The organism is Bacillus sp. CH30_1T, assembly GCF_008364765.1.
Classification (GTDB): Bacteria; Bacillota; Bacilli; order Bacillales; family Bacillaceae_B; genus Rossellomorea.
Genome location: NZ_VTUY01000016.1, coordinates 22,329 through 41,484, shown reverse-complemented (window position 1 = coordinate 41,484; position 19,156 = coordinate 22,329). Strand labels below are relative to the sequence as shown.

The 19,156-nt window shown below is 40.6% G+C and carries 20 protein-coding genes; 19 read left to right on the top strand and 1 reads right to left on the bottom strand.

The genetic code is table 11. The features are described from left to right. Positions 1-8: 8 nt before the first annotated feature. The 14 genes from F0342_RS22510 (at position 9) to recO (ending at position 11,959) form a co-directional block, all read left to right on the top strand. A complete protein-coding gene (locus tag F0342_RS22510) occupies positions 9-455 on the top strand; it encodes a GatB/YqeY domain-containing protein (RefSeq protein ID WP_149158030.1) in 447 nt (148 codons plus the stop codon). Positions 456-788: 333 nt separating this feature from the next. Further along, positions 789-2,099, top strand: coding sequence for an NfeD family protein (locus F0342_RS22505; protein WP_149158029.1), 1,311 nt, complete (start codon positions 789-791; stop codon positions 2,097-2,099). A gap of 26 nt (positions 2,100-2,125) precedes the next feature. After that, complete coding sequence (gene floA / locus F0342_RS22500; RefSeq protein ID WP_149158058.1) at positions 2,126-3,127, top strand: flotillin-like protein FloA; 1,002 nt, start codon at positions 2,126-2,128, stop codon at positions 3,125-3,127. A 29-nt stretch (positions 3,128-3,156) separates the two neighbouring features. Continuing rightward, a complete protein-coding gene (locus F0342_RS22495; protein WP_149158028.1) occupies positions 3,157-3,615 on the top strand; it encodes a hypothetical protein in 459 nt (152 codons plus the stop codon). A gap of 57 nt (positions 3,616-3,672) precedes the next feature. Next, entirely contained in the window at positions 3,673-3,957 is a 285-nt protein-coding gene (yqfC, locus tag F0342_RS22490; RefSeq protein ID WP_148969724.1) for a sporulation protein YqfC, read from the top strand. Between the two features lie 11 nt (positions 3,958-3,968). Then, positions 3,969-5,156, top strand: a complete 1,188-nt coding sequence (gene yqfD / locus F0342_RS22485) for a sporulation protein YqfD (RefSeq protein WP_149158027.1) — start codon at positions 3,969-3,971, stop codon at positions 5,154-5,156. Between the two features lie 3 nt (positions 5,157-5,159). Continuing rightward, a complete protein-coding gene (locus F0342_RS22480; protein ID WP_149158026.1) occupies positions 5,160-6,119 on the top strand; it encodes a PhoH family protein in 960 nt (319 codons plus the stop codon). A 215-nt stretch (positions 6,120-6,334) separates the two neighbouring features. Continuing rightward, on the top strand, positions 6,335-8,500 hold the full coding sequence (locus F0342_RS22475) for an HD family phosphohydrolase (protein WP_149158025.1): 2,166 nt from the start codon (positions 6,335-6,337) through the stop codon (positions 8,498-8,500). Further along, positions 8,497-8,970, top strand: a complete 474-nt coding sequence (gene ybeY, locus F0342_RS22470; protein WP_149158024.1) for an rRNA maturation RNase YbeY — start codon at positions 8,497-8,499, stop codon at positions 8,968-8,970. The genes F0342_RS22475 and ybeY overlap by 4 nt, the downstream gene beginning before the upstream one ends. Before the next feature lie 19 nt (positions 8,971-8,989). Further along, positions 8,990-9,343, top strand: coding sequence for a diacylglycerol kinase family protein (locus F0342_RS22465; RefSeq protein ID WP_188048667.1), 354 nt, complete (start codon positions 8,990-8,992; stop codon positions 9,341-9,343). 251 nt (positions 9,344-9,594) lie between these two features. Further along, positions 9,595-9,993, top strand: a complete 399-nt coding sequence (locus F0342_RS22460) for a cytidine deaminase (protein WP_034757514.1) — start codon at positions 9,595-9,597, stop codon at positions 9,991-9,993. Continuing rightward, positions 9,986-10,906, top strand: a complete 921-nt coding sequence (gene era / locus F0342_RS22455) for a GTPase Era (protein ID WP_149158022.1) — start codon at positions 9,986-9,988, stop codon at positions 10,904-10,906. Before F0342_RS22460 ends, era begins: the two co-directional genes overlap by 8 nt. A gap of 111 nt (positions 10,907-11,017) precedes the next feature. Further along, on the top strand, positions 11,018-11,161 hold the full coding sequence (locus F0342_RS22450; RefSeq protein WP_098353091.1) for a YqzL family protein: 144 nt from the start codon (positions 11,018-11,020) through the stop codon (positions 11,159-11,161). Positions 11,162-11,206: 45 nt separating this feature from the next. After that, positions 11,207-11,959, top strand: coding sequence for a DNA repair protein RecO (gene recO, locus F0342_RS22445; RefSeq protein ID WP_148969716.1), 753 nt, complete (start codon positions 11,207-11,209; stop codon positions 11,957-11,959). Between the two features lie 74 nt (positions 11,960-12,033). On the opposite strand, the gene F0342_RS22440 is transcribed toward recO, so the two are convergent. Further along, entirely contained in the window at positions 12,034-13,407 is a 1,374-nt protein-coding gene (locus F0342_RS22440; RefSeq protein ID WP_149158021.1) for a glycine--tRNA ligase, read from the bottom strand. 470 nt (positions 13,408-13,877) lie between these two features. Here F0342_RS22440 and ccpN point away from each other — a divergent pair, with 470 nt between their 5' ends. The 5 genes from ccpN (at position 13,878) to rpoD (ending at position 19,127) form a co-directional block, all read left to right on the top strand. Next, entirely contained in the window at positions 13,878-14,504 is a 627-nt protein-coding gene (ccpN, locus tag F0342_RS22435; protein ID WP_149158020.1) for a transcriptional regulator CcpN, read from the top strand. Positions 14,505-14,517: 13 nt separating this feature from the next. Then, positions 14,518-15,330, top strand: a complete 813-nt coding sequence (locus F0342_RS22430) for a pyruvate, water dikinase regulatory protein (RefSeq protein ID WP_113970612.1) — start codon at positions 14,518-14,520, stop codon at positions 15,328-15,330. A gap of 309 nt (positions 15,331-15,639) precedes the next feature. After that, on the top strand, positions 15,640-16,107 hold the full coding sequence (locus tag F0342_RS22425) for a YaiI/YqxD family protein (protein WP_149158019.1): 468 nt from the start codon (positions 15,640-15,642) through the stop codon (positions 16,105-16,107). A 44-nt stretch (positions 16,108-16,151) separates the two neighbouring features. Then, positions 16,152-17,963 (top strand): DNA primase, encoded by a 1,812-nt coding sequence (gene dnaG, locus F0342_RS22420; RefSeq protein ID WP_149158018.1) that lies wholly within the window; start codon positions 16,152-16,154, stop codon positions 17,961-17,963. 33 nt (positions 17,964-17,996) lie between these two features. Continuing rightward, positions 17,997-19,127: an RNA polymerase sigma factor RpoD gene (gene rpoD, locus F0342_RS22415; protein WP_148969711.1), complete on the top strand. Its 1,131-nt coding sequence runs from the start codon at positions 17,997-17,999 to the stop codon at positions 19,125-19,127. Positions 19,128-19,156: the final 29 nt, after the last annotated feature.

Genomic DNA, 19,156 nt, shown 5'->3' with positions numbered 1-19,156 from the left:
GTGTAAGCATGAGTCTTCTCAATCGTTTAAATGATGATATGAAACAAGCGATGAAAAATAAAGAAAAAGAGAAGCTTTCTGTTATTCGCATGCTTAAAGCTTCACTTCAAAATGAAGCGATTAAACATGGGAAGCAGGAACTCTCTGAAGACGAAGAGTTGACTGTCCTTTCTCGAGAAGTGAAGCAACGGAAAGACTCCCTCCAGGAATTTCAAAACGCTGGTCGCGAAGACCTCGTTGGAAAAATTCAAACAGAACTGACTTACGTCGAAATATATATGCCGAAGCAGCTTTCAGAAGAAGAAGTCTCTGCTATTGTCCAACAGACAGTAGCGGAGGTAGGTGCTACTTCTAAAGCCGACATGGGCAAAGTGATGGGAGCAATCATGCCTAAATTAAAAGGGAAAGCCGATGGAGCTCTCGTCAACAAACTTGTTCTTCAACATTTATCATAAGATTAAAGAGACCGGAAAGCCATAATGCTTTCCGGTTTTTTTATTCGCGTTAATAAGGGGTGGTGCCATGTAGGGGGAGGTTAAAAATAAGTTGGGGAAAGGTAAAATTATAGTTTGAAGGTTGAAAATAAGCTTGAGCAAGTTGATAATAAAAAGTAAAGAAACGTTATACCCAGGATCAGCCCATCAAAAACATCCTTCTTTTTCAAGTTTTTTACTATATTAATAAATTCCACGCCAACAACATAATATTTTAAAAAAAGTTGAAACTATTTTAATAGGTCAATCGTACATAGAGTATCAAGGAATATTTCCTGAAACGAGGGGGTTGCGTTGAAAAAAGGTCTACTTATATTTTTCATGATGATTCTTGGGTTTAGTTTTCTACAGCCCTTGTTAAGCTCTGCTGAGAATACAAAAAAAGTATACGTTATTCCTATTCACAAAGAAGTTGAAAAAGGCCTTCATGCATTTCTGGAGAGAGCGATAAGTGATGCAGAGGAAGATAATGCTGAACTGATTGTTTTTGATATTGATACGCCTGGAGGTCTGGTCACTGCAGCTGGTGATATTGGTCAGCTCCTTGACAGCGTAGAAACAAAGACGGTTGCCTTTGTGAATAATCATGCTTTATCGGCAGGTGCCTTCATCTCCCTTCATGCAGATGAGATCTATATGGTTCCAAATGGTCAAATCGGTTCTGCGGCTGTGATCGATCAAGCTGGCAATGCCGCTGATAAGAAAGCTCAGAGTTACTGGCTTTCTGCCATGAAGAGTGCCGCAGAATCAAATGGGAGAGATCCTCAAGTTGCTTTAGCTATGGCGGATGAATCGGTAGTAATCGAAGAATTGGGGATTGAAAAAGGGGAATTATTAACACTGGGTTCAAAAGAAGCCAAGCAAGTGGGCTACTCTGAAGGAACCGTTGCGAATCTGGATAAGTTATACGAAACCCTCGGTGTCGATAAATCTTCTGTTGTAAATGTTGAAGAGACCTTTGCAGAGAAGCTGGCACGATTTATAACCAATCCGGTCGTGGTACCGATCCTTCTTTCGTTGGCAAGCCTAGGGTTGATTGTCGAATTGTATTCACCAGGCTTTGGCATTGCCGGTTCTATCGGGTTGATTTCACTTGTATTATTCTTTTATGGACACTTAGTGGCGGGACTTGCCGGTTACGAAACCATCATCCTCTTTATCATTGGAATCGCTCTTGTCGTTGCGGAATTTTTCCTCCCGGGGGGCATTGCAGGCGGACTTGGCATCGGGGCAATACTCGCAAGTATTATGTTGGCAGGGGGCGATGTAGTGCAAATGGGAATTTCTCTTCTTATCGCTTTACTTATTGCCGTTGCGACAATGATTATATTTGTAAAGGTGTTTGGTAAAAAAATGAAATTTTTCAACAAAATCATTTTAAAAGATTCAACAAGCACAGAAAGTGGATATGTATCAAACATCAATCGAATAGAGTTGATCGGTAAAGAAGGGGTAACCAAAACACCTTTAAGACCTTCCGGTACCGTGATCGTGGATGATGAAAGAATTGATGCAGTGACAGAGGGTGGCTTTATTAAAGCAGGCGAAAGAGTTAAGATTGTGAAAGTAGAAGGTTCACGGATTGTTGTAAGAGACATTTCATAATTACTTAGGAGGAAAAGAATATGGTTATAGGACCAAGTACGATTTTATTACTCGTTGCCATTGTGGTGGGAGTAATTGTATTAGCAGTTTTATTTACATTTGTACCAGTCATGCTGTGGATTTCAGCGATTGCAGCTGGAGTAAGAATCAGTATTTTCACACTAGTGGGGATGAGGTTGAGACGTGTTATCCCGAGTCGTGTGATCAATCCATTGATTAAAGCCCATAAAGCAGGAATCACGGTAACGATCAATCAGCTGGAGAGTCACTATTTAGCTGGTGGTAACGTAGACAGAGTGGTCAATGCACTGATTGCAGCTCATCGTGCAAATATTGAACTGACCTTTGAGCGTTGTGCAGCGATTGACCTTGCTGGCCGTGACGTACTTGAAGCGGTTCAAATGAGTGTTAACCCTAAAGTGATCGAAACACCATTTATTGCCGGTGTTGCAATGGATGGAATTGAAGTGAAAGCCAAAGCGCGTATTACGGTTCGTGCGAATATTGACCGCCTTGTCGGGGGTGCCGGGGAAGAAACGATCGTTGCCCGTGTAGGGGAAGGGATTGTATCCACAATCGGTTCATCCGACAATCACAAGAAGGTATTGGAAAATCCGGATCTGATTTCTCAAACGGTCCTTTCGAAAGGCCTGGATGCAGGTACGGCATTTGAAATTCTCTCGATTGATATCGCAGACGTTGATATCGGTAAGAATATCGGAGCGGAACTGCAAACAGAACAAGCGGAAGCTGATAAAAATATTGCACAAGCGAAAGCGGAAGAAAGAAGAGCAATGGCCGTTGCCAATGAGCAGGAAATGAAAGCAAGAGTAGAAGAAATGAGAGCGAAGGTTGTGGAAGCAGAAGCAGAAGTACCTCTTGCTATGGCTGAAGCGCTGCGATCAGGCAATATCGGTGTGATGGACTATATGAACTTAAAGAATATCGACGCCGATACGGAAATGAGAGATTCGATCGGGAAACTAACCGGGGATAAAAATGATCCGAAAAATTCTAAAGATAAGTAATTTCCCCTTGTGAGAAAGGAGTTTTCTCCATGGAACCTTTAATCATTGCCATACTGATCGGGCTCATCACGTCGATTTTCAATAAAGTGAAAGAGTCGCCTTCAAATAAACCGGTAAGGCAAAAACCGATTCAAACGGCATCTCCCCCTCCTTCAGAACCTCGTGAGAGAGGAAGAGAAAGGGAGAGACCGGCACGGAGCAGAGTGCCAAGAGAATATAAAGAACCATTGAAAGACGCAGCATCTTCCATTCAAAGTCGATTTGAAGAAAAGAAGAAGGAAGCAGAATCAACTTATATAGACTTGCAAAAAAAAGAAGAGCGTTATTCCCGCAGACTGGAAGCTCATCAAACCAGGGCAAAGAAGATACGGGATAAAAGTTCAACTCTCAACATTGATTTCAAAAATGAAGATGATATCGTAAAAGGATTTATTTTTTCAGAGGTATTCGGACCTCCGAGATCAAAAAAACGCCATCATCAAAAATAAGAGTGATGAAACCCCTTTTCATTTCATAAATATGAGATGAAAGGGGGTTCTTTTTTTATGGCAAAAAGCTTTTTACAACACATGCGTAAATGGATGACACAAAAAATGGATTTACCTGAAGATGTCATGATGGACCTTCCTCGCGTCACAATGATTGGACAAATTCATATCTATATAGAAAACCATCGGGGTCTGTTAACGTTCACAGATCGAGAGGTACGACTTCTGCTAAAACAAGGTCAACTTTTAATAAAAGGTGAACAATTTGTTATCAAGATGATTCTTCCGGAAGAAATTCTTCTTCAGGGGAAGATCGTAGAAGTGATCTATTTAGAACAATAGGAGGGACGGATTTGAAGAATCAATGGTTCACCTTTCTCAGGGGAAAGGTATTTGTGAAAATGGAAGGCAGACTAGTTGAGAGGGTCATCAATCAATTGCTTCGGGCGGGAATCACGATTTGGAATGTGAAGAGAGCTGGAACGGAAACCATCACCTTTTACTTATCCTTAGACGATGTACATAACTTCCGAAGAGCTGTTCGAACATCCGAGTGTAAAGTGACATTTCTAAGAGGTCAGGGAGTTCCATTTCTGTTTAAGCGATCCCTGAAGAACTCAGGGTTCATGATAGGAGGACTTGCTTTCTTCGTCATCGTGTTTCTGCTTTCCAATATGGTTTGGGACATCAAAATTAAAGGAGCATCACCCCAAACGGAGCACAGTATCAGAAAAGAGCTGGAAGAGATGGGAGTGTCGAAAGGGAAGCTCCAATTTTCCCTGCCGGATGTGGAAAATATCCAACGGGAGCTATCCTACAGAATGAACAATATTACGTGGGTAGGGGTGGAATTGCAAGGGACAACCTATCACTTTCAAGTGGTTGAGAAGAACGCCCCTGAGCCTTCTGAATCCTCTGGTCTGCAGCATATTGTAGCGAAGAAGAAAGCGATCATCACTCAAATGTTCGTAGAAGAAGGAGATCCCCAGGTGAACGTCAATGACTATGTGAACAAAGGTCAGCTCCTTGTATCCGGTTTGATCGGGAATGAAAAAGATCCTAAAGGGGTCCCGGCCAAAGCGAAAATCCTGGGGGAAACATGGTATAAATCTAACGTTGATCTACCGTTGAAGTCCCAGTTTGTGGTTTTTAGCGGCAATGAAAAAAGAAAACATTATGTAGGAGTCGGTTCTTTCAATATTCCGATTTGGGGATTCGGTAAAGTTGAGTATAAGGAGTCCATCGTAGAAGAGAACAAAAAGAATGTCCGTTTCTTGAAATGGGAACTGCCAATATATTATATTGATAAAAGCTTTAAAGAAAAAGAGGATGTAGAGAGAACTTATACGAAATCAGAAGCCATCGATGCGGCGAAGAAACTGGCCAAGAGTAATTTGGAATCTACCCTCCCTGAGGATGCAGAAGTTATAGGGGAAAAAATTTTGCAAGAAAAGGTTGAGAATGGTAAAGTTAGGGTAACAATTCACTTCAAAGTATTAGAAAACATTGCAGTAGGACAACCAATTATTCAAGGAGACTAACGAATGTCAGATGAAATCTTAATGAAATTACAACTTGAAAACCCTAATGAAGCCATCGCTTTGTTTGGTGTTTCAGATTCTCACCTTAAATTAATAGAACAGGAATTACACGTTTCGATTGTAACAAGAGGCGAAGAATTGCTGGTTTCAGGTAAGGAAGAAGATGTAAGTCTCGCTCTAGATGTTTCAGATCGACTCGTAGCTGTGATACGTAAAGGGATCAATATTGGCCAAAGAGATGTCCATTATGCACTGGAAATGGGCAAGCAAGGGACACTTGAATACTTTACAGACTTGTACAATGAAGAAATTACGAAAAATGCAAAAGGTAAATCCATCAGGGTGAAAACCCTTGGGCAGCGCCAATACATTCAGGCTATCAAAAAACACGATATGGTGTTTGGGATTGGTCCGGCAGGTACGGGGAAAACCTATCTTGCTGTGGTGATGGCGGTACATGCGTTGAAAAACGGACAGGTAAAGAAAATTATTCTCACAAGGCCTGCTGTTGAAGCAGGAGAGAGTCTCGGTTTCCTTCCGGGTGACCTGAAGGAAAAGGTAGACCCTTATCTACGTCCTTTATATGACGCTCTGCATGATGTGTTGGGGGCTGAACATACAGCTCGGTTAATTGAAAGGGGAACCATCGAAATCGCTCCTCTTGCTTATATGAGAGGTCGTACACTGGATGATGCGTTCGTTATCCTCGATGAGGCCCAAAACACAACGAAAGCACAGATGAAAATGTTTTTAACCAGACTTGGCTTTGATTCGAAGATGATTATTACAGGAGATCGCTCTCAAGTGGACCTGCCTAGAGGAAGTGAATCAGGATTGATTTCTTCTGAAAGAATATTAAAAGATGTAAGAGGAGTATCGTTTATTTATCTTGATCAAGCGGATGTGGTTCGTCACCCGTTAGTCGCTAAAATAATTGATGCCTATGAAACAATCGAAAAGTAGTACAATAAAGAGGTTGATCCAATGTGTTCATGCTATCTGTTAGTACAGGCGGAACATGCAGGGGTCAATCTTTTTTTATAAGGTTTAACATGGATAATTAAGTGGAAAACTGTTATCATTTTACATAATTGCTAGATTATTTTTTTCTCGTGCTTTTCTGTAAGCTCTTTACCTTGAACTGGTTGGAATTGTACTTACATAACAGGGGGTTCTTTATGCAAACGCACCCAATATTACTCAAAATAAGGAGCTTTCTTAGCTACCGACTATTTACTAATCTCTTATTTGTGTTACTTGGCATTATTGTTTTCGGAGTTTTATATGGGAATGTAAAACCGAAAACCCTGGATATTAATTTGTATGAAGAAGCTCCTACAACGATTAGGGCTCCTAAGAAATTCGTAGATGATGAGGCTACCGAGAAGAAAAAGGAAGAAGCAAAGGCTGAAGTAGCGAATGTCTATACCACGAAAGAAGGAGCGGTCGACAACTCCATATCCCTTCTTCGCTCACTGATGGAAAGTGTAAATGAAGTGAAGAAAGAATCTTCAGCACAGGCAGGTGAAGAAGAGGATCTAAAGCCTTCCCAAAATACCGAAATTAGTGAGCAACTGAAACTTCTGAAAGCAAAATTGCCTAAGGATAAAAATAATAATATAACCAACAGTTTAAGTGATGACGTGTTAAAGATACTCCTGGTGGCTTCAGAAGATGACTTGTCGCGGGTAGAAACCATCGTTTCCACACAGATGAAAATCATCATGGAAAACGGGGTGAAAGAGGAAGAACTAAACGAAGCGAAATTGAACTTAGAACAGCGGATCACCAACTATTCGTTCGAAGGTGATTTATCCAGTGCTGCCGTCAAATTGGGGAAAGTTGCTCTGGAGCCGACACTTTACTATGATGCTGAAAAAACGGATGAATTAAAAAAACTTGCCGAGGCAAATGTACAGAAGGTCGAAATTATCGAAGGCGGCGTCATCGTGGAAGATGGGGAACTGATCACCACAAAAAAATACAGTATCCTGAAGTCGTTGGGAATGGTGGAAAATACGTTCTCCTTCCGGCCATACATCGGATTGGCGCTCTTTGTGCTTGTGGTGATCAGTTCACTGTATTATTTCTTCTACACATTGGAAGTAACCGAGGAACGAAAACAAAATTATTTAATCCTCACGAGCATCGTGTTTGTGATATCACTCTTAATCATGAAGATTGTGGGACTCATAGAGCAGCTGGAAATCAATGATATAGCCTTCATATTCCCTGCAGCGTTCACCGGGATGATACTTAGGATCCTACTGAATGAACGGATCGCAATGATGATGGTGTTTATCCTTTCTGCGTGCTCGAGTATCGTATTTCATCAGCAGTTCTCAGGATCAATCGATATTGAAATCGCGATTTATACGCTATTCAGTGGTGTATCCGGGATTCTTTTCCTTGTGAACCGTAATCAGCGCTCCAATATATTAAGGGCGGGGATTTACGTAGCTCTTGTGAATATTTTGATCCTCGGTTTTTTGATTCTATTAAGCGGAACCTCTTATTCAAACAGTGAATATGTGTATTATCTCGTGTTTGCCCTGGTATCAGGAATCAGTTCCTCTATATTAACAATCGGTTTTCTGCCGTTTTTCGAGGCAGGGTTTGGCATACTTTCTTCCATGAGGCTTGTGGAGCTTTCAAGCCCTACACAACCATTATTAAAGAAGCTGCTAACCGATGCACCTGGTACATATCATCACAGTGTCATGGTAGCGAATCTTGCAGAATCTGCATGTGAATCCATTGGTGCAAACGGATTATTAGCGAGAGTTGGCTGCTATTATCATGATGTCGGAAAGTCAAAGAGGCCACACTTTTTCATTGAAAATCAGCTTAATATGGAAAATCCTCACGACCGGGTCTCGCCTGAGACGAGCAGGGATGTTATTATAAGTCATGCTTCAGATGGTGCTGACATGCTTCGGAAGCATAAGCTTCCAAAGGAAATCGTCGATATTGCCGAGCAACATCATGGGACAACCTTGTTGAAATTTTTTTATTATAAGGCAAAGGAACAAGGGAAAGATGTTAAGGAAGAAGATTATCGATATCCCGGTCCTAAACCACAAACAAGGGAAGCGGCCATTATTAGCATTGCGGATAGTGTAGAAGCGGCTGTCAGATCCAAGAAATCTCCAACGCAGGGAGAGATTCAACAGCTCGTTCATTCCATAGTACAAGACCGTCTGCAGGATGGTCAGTTTAACGAATGCGATATTTCATTAAAGCAGTTAGAAACAGTAAAGAAGTCACTTTGTGAAACGTTAAATGGAATCTTTCATCCGAGAATAGAATATCCGGAACTTAAAGCAAAAGGAGAAGAAGCATGACATTATTGATCGACTTTATTGATGAAACTGAAAAATTATCCGCAGAAGAAACAAATTTGGTGAAAAACATCTTGAACTTTGCGGCACAAAAGGAAGAGGTCGAGGATGACAGCGAAGTGTCGGTTACGTTTGTGACGAACGGGAGAATTCAAGAAATCAACCGGGAATATCGCCATAAGGACCAGCCGACAGATGTTATTTCTTTCGCTCTTGAAGAACTTGGAGAGGACGAAGTCGAAATTGTCGGTGGTCAAATTCCACGAGTTCTTGGTGATATCATCATCTCCATCGATCGTGCGAAAGAGCAGGCGGAAGAGTATAATCATTCATTTTCCCGTGAACTGGGTTTTCTTGCTCTTCACGGATTCCTGCATTTATTGGGCTATGATCATATGGAAGAAACGGAAGAAAAGAAAATGTTTCAGAGACAAAAGGATATTTTAAATGAGTATGGACTCAAAAGGGACTAAGTTCGGCCTATTCAGGTTCTTGAAGTCTTTTGGATATGCGGCAGAAGGGATTAAATCTGTTTGGGCAACGGAGCAGAATTTCAGGATTCATTCATGTGTAGGGGTAATCGTTTTTATCTTAGCGTATTTGCTTTCCGTATCTGCCATGGAATGGATCATCCTGATTATATTGGTGTTTTCCGTACTGGCACTTGAAACCATGAATACGGCGATCGAAAAGGCAGTGGACCTTTCAATTTCAGACTACCATCCCTTGGCGAAAGCGGCAAAGGACCTTGCTTCAGCTGCCGTCCTGCTCTTTGCTGTGTGTACAGCGATTGTTGGTGCCATTATATTCATTCCAAAGCTGCTTGAACTCATCACTGCTCTTTGATGGCATGCAAAGAAGATACGAATACCTGAAAAACAAAGGCTGCAGGAGAGAAATTAAACGATTTCTTTCCCGTAGCCTTTAATACATTTGAAAACGTTCTTATACTTGTATAGAATAAGTGGAGCAAAGGACAAAATTGATAAATAGTTTGAATTATCTAACTATTTTATTACAAAATGATAACAGCCCATTTTCTTTTATGAAAATTGTAGTAAAATGAATTTGTAAAGGTTAAAAGGAGAGTTAAACTAATGAATGCAGAACAATTGATACAAGAAGCTAAACTAGCGAGAGAAAAAGCATACGTACCCTATAGTAAATTTAAGGTTGGAGCGGCCCTTCTGTCCAAGGATGGTAAGGTATATCACGGTTGTAATATCGAGAATGCAGCCTACAGTATGTGTAATTGTGCTGAAAGAACAGCTCTATTCAAAGCATACTCAGAAGGCGATACAGACTATTCAATGATTGCGGTTGTAGCAGACACGGCAAGACCGGTGCCGCCATGTGGAGCCTGTCGTCAGGTCATTTCAGAGTTATGTCCGAAAGAGATGAAAGTCGTACTGACAAACCTTAAAGGCGATGTGGAAGAACTAACCGTTGCAGAACTATTACCAGGAGCTTTTTCACCGGAGGATTTAAATGAGTAATAAAGGCAGTAATACAGAATACAAATCAGGCTTTATCTCCATCATCGGACGGCCAAATGTAGGGAAGTCCACTTTCTTGAACCGTGTAATCGGTCAAAAGATTGCGATTATGAGTGATAAGCCTCAAACAACACGAAACAAAGTTCAAGGAGTTTTCACGACAGATGATGCACAAATGATATTCATCGATACTCCAGGGATACACAAACCGAAACATAAACTGGGAGACTTCATGATGAAGATTGCTCAGAACACTTTAAAAGAAGTGGACGTCATTTTGTTTATGGTCAACGTAGAAGAAGGGTTGGGAAAAGGAGATCACTTCATCATCGAGAAGTTAAAAGGGGTCAAAACACCTGTTTTCCTTATTCTTAATAAGATTGATCAAATCCACCCTGATGCGTTATTGCCGATGATTCAACAATACAATGACCTGTTTCCTTTCGCGGCGACTGTTCCGATTTCAGCACTTGAAGGAAATAATGTAGATAACCTTCTACAATTATTAAAGGACCAACTGCCAGAAGGACCTCAATTTTATCCTGCTGATCAGATTACAGACCATCCTGAACGTTTTATCGTTTCAGAACTCATACGTGAGAAGGTCCTGCACCTGACAAGGGAAGAGATTCCCCACAGCATTGCAGTCGTGATCGATAAAATGGAGCGAAAGCAAGAGAAGGACCTTATTGACGTGATCGCAACCATTATTGTGGAGAGAGACTCGCAAAAAGGGATTGTCATCGGAAAACAGGGGTCGATGCTAAAGGAAGTAGGTAAGCGTTCTCGTGTAGACATTGAGAACCTGTTGGGATCAAAGGTTTATCTTGAACTATGGGTGAAGGTACAGAAGGATTGGAGAAACCGATCTTCTACCCTGCGTGACTTTGGATTCAGTGACGACGAATATTGATAGCAGAATTAACAATATTTAGGCCGCATCTTTTAGAGAGAAAATGCTCATTCTAATCACAAGAAAGCTTATGAAGTCTTGCTAGTTTAAATCCAGAAAGGTGGGTTTTTTATGTTAGACTTAACATGGAAATTTTTTTCGCAGACAGGAAGTATAGACACCTATTTACTTTTTAAGGAGCTTGAAAAGGAGACGATCGAAGATCCTTACAGCTTTGAAGAAGAAACAGCGGAAGTTGATTTTCCTTTAACGTGATAAGCTTGTCATCACCCGGATGCATTGATGTCGGGAGGTGGCTATATGCTGCAGAAGTGTGAAGGAATCGTTATCAGAACGAATCATTACGGTGAGTCAAACAAGATTGTTACCATATACACACGAGAATTCGGAAAGATAGGATTGATGGCTAGAGGGGCAAAGAAACCTAATAGCCGTCTATCCGCCATTTCACAATTGTTTACATATGGTTATTTCCTTTTTATTAAAGGAAGTGGGTTAGGTACACTCCAACAGGGAGAGATGGTTGAATCGTTAAGGCATGTGAGGGAAGATTTGTTTAAGACGGCTTATGCCACTTACATCGTCGATCTTCTCGACAAAGCGACGGAGGACCGGAAACCGAACCCATTTCTATTTGAATTGCTTTACAAGACCATTCACTATTTAAATGAAGACTATGATCCCGAAATTCTTATGCACATTTTTGAAATGAAGATGCTCCCTGTATTAGGGTTGTATCCTCATTTGAATGGATGTAGTGTATGCGGGGAAGCGGATGGTGAATTCGCTTTCTCATTTAAAGAAAATGGATTCATCTGTCATCGTTGTTTAAGTGAAGATCCTCATCATTTTCCGATCTCGCAGAGCACTGTGAAGCTTCTGAGGGTATTTTACTATTTCGATATCAATCGATTGGGAAATATATCGGTGAAAGATGAAACAAAACGTCAATTGAAGCGGGTAATCAGGACTTATTACGATGAAAATTCAGGTTTAACATTAAAATCCAGGAGGTTCCTAGACCAAATGGATAACATGAAGGATTTATTCTAGCTTATAATGCTGCTTGTGATTATATAGAAAGGGCCCATTCACCATGGTGAATGGGCCTGTTTTTTATTATGGTTTTAAAATTTAATTTTCTCCTGCAAGAACGCCTTTACTTCGCTGATTGGCATTCTGACTTGGTCCATTGTGTCACGGTCACGGACTGTCACTTGGCTATCTTCCACCGAGTCGAAGTCAAATGTGATACAGAATGGTGTACCGATTTCATCTTGACGACGGTAGCGTTTACCGATTGATGCTGTTTCGTCGAAGTCTATCATAAGATCATGTGATAATTCTTCATACACCTTAAAGGCATCATCTGATAACTTCTTAGAAAGCGGCAGGACCGCTGCTTTGAATGGAGCCAGTGCCGGATGGAAACGGAGCACTGTGCGTGAATCATTTTCTAGCTCCTCTTCTTCGAAAGCGTCACATAGGAATGCAAGAGTGACACGGTCTGCACCAAGAGATGGTTCAATACAGTATGGTACATACTTTTCATTTGTTTGAGGATCCATGTAGTGGAAGTCCTCATTCGAATGTTCCATATGACGCTTCAGGTCAAAGTCAGTTCGATCTGCTACACCCCAAAGCTCTCCCCAACCGAATGGGAATTTGTACTCAATATCCGTAGTTGCATTACTGTAATGAGATAATTCGTCTTGATCATGATCCCGTAAACGCATATTATCTTCGTTCATTCCAAGGTTTAGTAACCAGTTTTTACAGAATTCACGCCAGTAAGAGAACCATTCCAGGTCTTCTCCAGGTTTACAGAAGAATTCCAGTTCCATTTGTTCAAATTCTCGTGTTCTGAATGTGAAGTTACCAGGTGTAATTTCATTTCGGAAGCTTTTTCCGACTTGAGCAATACCGAATGGCATTTTCTTACGCATGGAGCGCTGAACATTCTTGAAGTTAACAAATATACCTTGAGCTGTTTCTGGGCGTAAATAGATTTCATTTGTAGAAGATTCTGTCACACCTTGATGAGTCTTAAACATTAAGTCGAATTGACGGATATCGGTGAAATCCTGGCTTCCGCAATCAGGGCACACAATACTGTGCTCATTAATGATTTCTTCCATTTTTTCAAACGAAAGTCCATCCACTATCATCTCGATACCTTTTTCTTCAAGGGCATTTTCAATGATTTTGTCTGCACGATGGCGTGTCTTACATTGCTTACAGTCGATCATTGGATCGTTGAAGTTTCCAACATGACCAGAAGCTACCCAAGTTTGCGGATTCATTAAGATACTTGCATCAAGACCCACATTGTAAGGGGATTCCTGAACGAATTTTTTCCACCATGCTTTTTTAATATTGTTTTTTAACTCTACACCTAGTGGACCGTAATCCCACGTGTTAGCAAGTCCTCCATAGATTTCAGAACCTGGGAAAACAAATCCGCGATGCTTCGCTAAATTTACTACTTGTTCCATTGACATAAAAGTCACTCCTTTTCATCATGTATGTAATAAAATAAAAAAGCTCGTCCCTAGGCATATAGCCTAGGGACGAGCTTGATACTCGCGGTTCCACCCTAGTTGATATACATCATGCATGTATACCCACTTTTAAATGTAAAATAGCTCGGGATTGCCGTTTCCCTGCTTTCCAGGCTTTCACCGTCCCTGGTCGCTTGAGTGCAGCAAGTACTTATTGATCCGTCATAGCATTATTGATTATAAGATGAAGACATTTTATCATGATAAAGAAATAAAAACAACTACTGATCAGTAGAAGGGAAAAGATTTGAAGTTTGTATCAAAAAAAGATAATCTGTGTTAGGTGAAATTTAAAATATAGTCTTGACACAATTGAATGATAATATGCTCTTTTCATTTTCTTTAAATAGTATATAATATTTAATATAAAGTATAACATAAATCGTTTGTCCGTTAGGTGGTGAGTAACAATCGAACTTAATAAGCGTCAAGAACATATCTTACAAATAGTTAAAGACAACGGACCTATCACTGGTGAACAAATCGCCGATCAATTAAACTTGACCAGGGCGACTCTCAGGCCTGATCTAGCCATTTTAACCATGGCGGGTTACCTGGATGCCCGCCCCAGAGTGGGATATTTCTATACAGGGAAAACAGGAACGCAGCTGTTGACAGAAAACCTTAACAAAATATATGTTAAAGATTATCAATCGATTCCAGTAGTGGTAAACGAAAATGTTTCCGTGTATGATGCCATTGTTACAATGTTTCTGGAGGACGTAGGAACATTGTTTGTAGTGGATGGGAATACGTACTTAGTTGGCGTCCTGTCCCGTAAGGATCTATTAAGGGCGAGCATCGGGAAACAAGAACTTAGTACCTTGCCGGTGAATATCATTATGACGAGAATGCCTAATATTACGGTCTGTGAAAAGGATGACCAGCTAATAGGTGTGGCCAAAGACTTGATTCATAAGCAAATCGACTCTGTTCCGGTGATTAAGAAAACAGAAAAAGGCGATTTAGAGGTCATAGGCAGAATTACGAAAACCAATATCACGAAAGCATTTGTAGCGTTAGCAGATGAATATTAGAAGGTGGTGAACGATCGTGAAAGAACCGATCATCTATGTTGTATCCGACTCGGTGGGTGAAACTGCTGAACTAGTCACAAAAGCGGCGATTAGCCAATTCAATGGTTCCAATACGGTCATTAAACGCTTTCCGTATGTAGAGGACTTAGAGCATATCGATGAAGTGATTTCCCTGGCGAAATTAAACCAGGGACTGATCGTGTATACTCTTGTAAAGCCGGATATGCGTGCATATATTAAAAAAGAAGCTGAAAGAGAAGAATTGTACGCATTTGATATTATCGGTCCATTAATGGATAAATATCAATCAGCTTATCAAAAGGAGCCGTTGTTCGAACCGGGAACGGTAAGAAAGCTGGATGATGATTACTTCAAGAAAGTGGAAGCGATAGAGTTTGCCGTCAAGTACGATGATGGGAGGGATCCCCGCGGCATCCTTAGAGCGGATATTGTGCTTGTAGGTGTTTCCAGAACTTCAAAGACGCCATTATCGCAATATCTTGCACTGAAGAGGATTAAGGTGGCCAATGTACCACTAGTACCGGAAGTCGATCCACCAGAGGAATTATTTATGGTTTCTCCGAAGAAGTGCTTCGGATTAAAGATTAGTCCTGAGAAGTTGAATACGATTCGCAGAGAAAGATTAAAGTCTCTGGGGTTGAATGATCAGGCAAGCTATGCAAATATTCAACGCATTGAAGATGAGCTGAAATATTTCGAGAAAATAACGAATCGTATTGGTTGCCATGTGATTGACGTAACGAACAAAGCCGTTGAAGAAACAGCCAATGTCATTACGAATATCTATCAGCACTCAAGCAATTAACTTTTAAAAAAGAATGATCTTTTCCCTGAATAATAGGGAAAAGATCATTCTTTTTTGGTGAATCTAAACGGAAACAATCAAAGGTTTCAAAAATTAAGTTTTTATAGTGGTCAAACTTGTCCGATTATACTATAATAAAAAATTGTGATAAAAATATTTAAAATAGGTTTAGACTAAACTCTTAAGGAATAAACTAATTATTGTGATATGTCAAGTCTCGTCTTAATTAAAATTCGACAATTTTAATCAATTCTCTAGGAAAATTCATAAAGAGAGAAGGATAATACGGAGTGATGTAGAATAGTTAGTATTAGCGAACATAAGTCTACCGTATATGTAGATGCAGATGCTTGCCCGGTAAAGCAGGAAATCATTAAAATTACCAAAGGATATGGCTTTGAAGTTGTTTTTGTTGCTTCTCATGCCCATAGAAAGAACACACCTGACCAAGGCAGGTGGGTATATGTCGATAGTTCGAAAGAAGCGGCTGACTTATATATCATGAACCATGTTCAACCACATGATGTACTGGTTACCCAGGATATTGGGTTGGCGTCATTGGTTTTGCCGAAAAAAGTTTATGCCATCTCTCCCAGGGGAAAAGCCTACAGGGAAGAGAGTATAGTCACGGCACTCGATTATCGATACGTCGCAGCAAAAGAACGCCGTAGAGGAAACTATGGTAAAGGTCCTAAACCTTTTACAAATGAAGACAGAGAAACATTTTGTATTTCCTTCGATAAAATCTTGTCGGAAATTGCAGGAGAATCGGAATAAGTACAGAATGGATTAAGAGGGTAAATAAAAACAGGTGATAAATCGTGTCTGAAAGAATCCCTGAAGATAAGTTAAATAAAATATTATCGTCAACCGATATCGTAGATGTCGTCAGTGATTATGTACAACTGAAAAAGCAGGGACGCAATTATTTTGGTTTGTGTCCGTTTCATGGAGAGAATACTCCATCTTTTTCTGTTTCCCCTGACAAACAAATATTTCACTGTTTCGGATGTGGGGCCGGGGGAAATGCGTTTACGTTTCTTATGGACGTTGATGGTTTAAGTTTCCTCGAAGCAGCGCAAAAGCTTGGTTCTAAAGTAGGAGAAGAAATCTCCATACAGACATCTTCGTCTGAAAGGGAGCTTCCCCCTCAAGAAGATGAAAAGCAAATGATGGAAGCTCATGGGTTATTAAGTAAATTTTACCATCATCTCCTTCTAAATACAAAAGAAGGTCAGGAAGCCCTCGAATATTTATTGGCTCGGGGGTTTACGACTGAAAGCATTACTAAATTTCAGATTGGGTGGTCACTTCCAAGCTGGGATTTCACCGTTAAGTTCCTTCAGAAGCGCGGCTATTCCCTGGAGCTGATGGAAGCGGCGGGTTTACTCGTTAGAAGAGAAAGAGACAATTCCTTCTTGGATCGCTTCAGGGGAAGAATCATGTTTCCTATAGTTGATACGAAAGGGAACACGGTCGCTTTTTCAGGAAGAAGCATCGATGCGAATGATGAACCGAAGTACTTAAACAGCCCGGAAACGAAAATTTTTAACAAAAGCAGCATTCTTTATAACTATCACAGCGCGCGTTCAATGATTAGAAGAAAACAGCAGGCCATTCTGTTTGAAGGATTTGCCGACGTCATATCAGCCAGTGAAGCAGAGGTTGAAAATGGCGTAGCCACTATGGGTACATCATTAACAGAGCAACAAATCGGACTGCTTAAACGCATGACTGATTCCGTGATCATATGTTATGACGGTGATTCTGCTGGAGTTGAAGCTGCATTCCGGGCAGGAAATCTTCTTCACAATCATCAGCTGAACATTCGTGTCGCAACAATACCGGAACAATTAGACCCTGATGACTACATTTCAAAATATGGTCCAACAAAGTTTCAACAAGATGTAATAGGGGCAAGCTTAACGTTCATGGCATTTAAGCTTCGGTACTATAAGCTGAATAAAAACTTAAATGATGAAGGAGATCGCCTTAAGTATATAGAAGACATACTTAAGGAAATTACCCAACTGAGTAAAGCGGTTGAAAAGGATTATTATTTAAGGTATCTAGCAGATGAGTTCGAATTATCCCTTGATGCTCTTCAACAGCAGCTCTTTGAACTGGAAGGCCCCGGCAAACGGAATTCCAAACCGCCTAAACAGGTAGGTATGCAAGGCAATTTCTCCAGGCAGACTCAGTCTAAACTATTACCCGCTTACCAAACGGCTGAGAGAAGATTGATTGCCTATATGCTCAAGGACCCGAACATCGCTTACAAGATTCAGGAGTGGCTTGCAGGTACTAACCTTAATATTGATGAACATCAGGCTATTATTACTTATTTATTGGGTTATTATGAAGAAGGTCTACCACCAAGTGCCAGTGCCTTTATCGGGTATCTTCCCGATGAGAGGTTAAGAAGGATCGTTACGGACATTGAAATGATGTCAATAAGCGAAGAAAGTACGGACCAGGAATTAGTGGATTATGTAAATCAGGTGTTAAAACATCAAAAGATGTTGAGAATAAAAGAAAAAGAAGTGGAAAGAAAAGAAGCAGAACGACTAAAGGATTACCGGAAAGAAGCACAAATAGCAATGGAAATCTTACAGCTGCGTAAGTCTCTATAAAGTTTTGTAAGGAAGTTGGAAGGAGGGGAACAAATGGCTGAAAAGTCAGCGCGTTCCAAACAAATAGCATCAGAATTAACAGTTGATCAGGTGAAAGAATTTTTAGTTAACCAAGGGAAGAAAAGAGGAGTCCTCACATACGAAGATATTGCCGATAAATTATCAGGGTTTGAGTTAGATTCCGATCAAATGGATGAATTCTACGAACACTTAGGTGAACAAGGTGTAGAAATCATCAATGAAAATGACGAAGATGATGATCCGGGTGCTACGGAATTAGAGAAAGAAGAGGAAGAAGAATTCAATCTGAATGATTTAAGCGTTCCTCCAGGAGTTAAAATAAATGATCCTGTTCGTATGTATCTGAAAGAAATTGGAAGAGTTGATCTTTTATCTGCAGAGGAAGAGATAAATCTTGCCAAGAGAATTGAAGAAGGCGATGAGGAAGCTAAGCGACGTCTTGCTGAAGCGAACCTACGACTTGTTGTCAGTATTGCCAAACGTTACGTTGGTCGCGGTATGTTATTCTTAGACCTTATCCAGGAAGGAAATATGGGTCTGATTAAAGCAGTAGAAAAGTTTGATTACCGTAAAGGATACAAATTCAGTACGTATGCAACATGGTGGATTCGTCAAGCCATCACCCGTGCGATTGCTGACCAGGCCAGAACGATTCGTATTCCGGTTCATATGGTGGAAACCATTAACAAACTTATTCGTGTACAAAGACAGTTATTGCAAGACTTAGGGCGTGAACCGGCACCGGAAGAAATTGCAGAAGAAATGGATCTGACACCTGAAAAGGTTCGGGAAATCCTTAAGATTGCTCAAGAGCCGGTATCCCTTGAAACGCCAATTGGTGAAGAAGACGATTCTCATCTTGGTGACTTCATTGAAGATGCAGAAGCTCAATCTCCTTCAGAACATGCTGCTTACGAACTTTTAAAAGAACAGCTTGAAGATGTACTGGATACTTTAACAGATCGTGAAGAGAATGTTCTTCGATTACGCTTTGGTCTGGACGATGGCAGAACCCGCACACTTGAAGAAGTAGGGAAAGTCTTCGGTGTAACAAGGGAACGTATTCGTCAAATTGAAGCAAAAGCTCTTAGAAAACTGCGTCATCCAAGCAGAAGCAAACGATTAAAGGACTTTTTAGAATAGAAACCCCGTTTACTGCCTCTATTGTGAAT